Annotated in this window: 3 protein-coding genes; all 3 read left to right on the forward strand. The window is 46.7% G+C overall.

Annotation, left to right across the window (positions count from 1 at the left end; genetic code table 11):
* A partial coding sequence (locus JX312_RS13745; RefSeq protein WP_204458486.1) for a helix-turn-helix domain-containing protein occupies window positions 1-333 on the forward strand: 333 nt, incomplete at its 5' end.
* A gap of 2 nt (window positions 334-335) precedes the next feature.
* On the forward strand, window positions 336-536 hold the full coding sequence (gene dmpI / locus JX312_RS13750; RefSeq protein WP_123407346.1) for a 4-oxalocrotonate tautomerase DmpI: 201 nt from the start codon (window positions 336-338) through the stop codon (window positions 534-536).
* Window positions 533-1105, forward strand: a complete 573-nt coding sequence (locus tag JX312_RS13755) for a flavodoxin family protein (RefSeq protein WP_204458487.1) — start codon at window positions 533-535, stop codon at window positions 1103-1105. The genes dmpI and JX312_RS13755 overlap by 4 nt, the downstream gene beginning before the upstream one ends.
* Window positions 1106-1290: the final 185 nt, after the last annotated feature.

Raw genomic sequence — 1290 nt, forward strand, 5'->3', positions numbered from 1 at the left:
GCATATTGCAAGGCGGCTCCGATGCTCGAATGGCTGGGCAACAAGTGGGCACTGGTGGTTCTCGTGAAGATTTCCGAGAACGAGCCGGTGCGCTTCAACGAACTGTACCGCAACATCCCGTCGGTATCTGAAAAGGTGCTGTCGCAGGTTCTCCGCCAACTGACCACCGATGGCATAATCCGTCGCGAACTGTTCCCCGATGTTCCTCCCCGCACGGAATATTCCGTCACTGATTTCGGAAGAACCCTTTTACCACACATCGAGGCCCTCATCAACTGGGGACGCGAGAACTTCGATACCATAATGTCAAACCGCCAAAAGACTCATAACTAAAGATGCCCTACATATCAATAGAGAGCGGCAAACTGACCGCTGAACAGAAGAAACAGTTGATTGAGCGACTTACTTCAACAGCCTCCGAGATAACCCATATTCCGGAACAGTTCTTTACAGTGACCATTAAGGAATTGCCCGACGAAAACTTCGGTATTGGCGGCAAGTCGATTGACGAGATAAAACGCAATTACAAGCCATGAAGGTAATCGGAATCAACGGAAGTGCCCGCAAAGACGGAAACACAGCACTGATTATCAGCAAGGTCTTTGATGAACTGAATACGGAAGGGATCGAAACAGAACTGATACAGTTAGCGGAATGTGAAATACAGCCGTGTCGCGGATGCTTTGCCTGTAAAGGCAAAGGCAACTGTGTGTTTGCAAATGATGGATTTGCTGAGATATTCAGTCGTATGGTCGAGGCAGACGGAATAATTCTCGGCTCGCCGGTTTACTCGGCTGATGTATCAGCAAAGATGAAAGCCTTTCTGGAACGTGGCGGTGTTGTCGTAGCAACCAATCCGGGGCTTCTTCGCCATAAGATCGGGGCATCGGTTGCCGCAGTGCGTCGCGGTGGCGGCATGACTACCGTTGACACCATGAATCACTTTATGCTCAACAAAGAGATGATTGTCGTTGGCTCCACCTACTGGAATATGGTCTATGGCAAGAATATCGGAGATGTTCTCAATGATGAGGAAGGCATGGCAAATATGCGTAACATCGGCGAGAATATGGCATGGCTTATTAAAAATCTAAACCATGAGTGAAATAAGCAATGTAAAATTCCATAGCAACGCTTTGAAAAAGCTCATGGCTTTTTCTATATATCTACCGGATACGGGCAATTGCTCTGAAAAGTTACCTGCTCTCTATTTCAATGATTCGGTAAAAATTACCGAAGTAGTTGAAAGTTAAGTTAATATATCGAATTGTCAAATACAAATGAATCGCC

This window comes from Barnesiella sp. CU968, from assembly GCF_905219685.1.
Taxonomy (GTDB): domain Bacteria; phylum Bacteroidota; class Bacteroidia; order Bacteroidales; family Muribaculaceae; genus Lepagella; species Lepagella muris_A.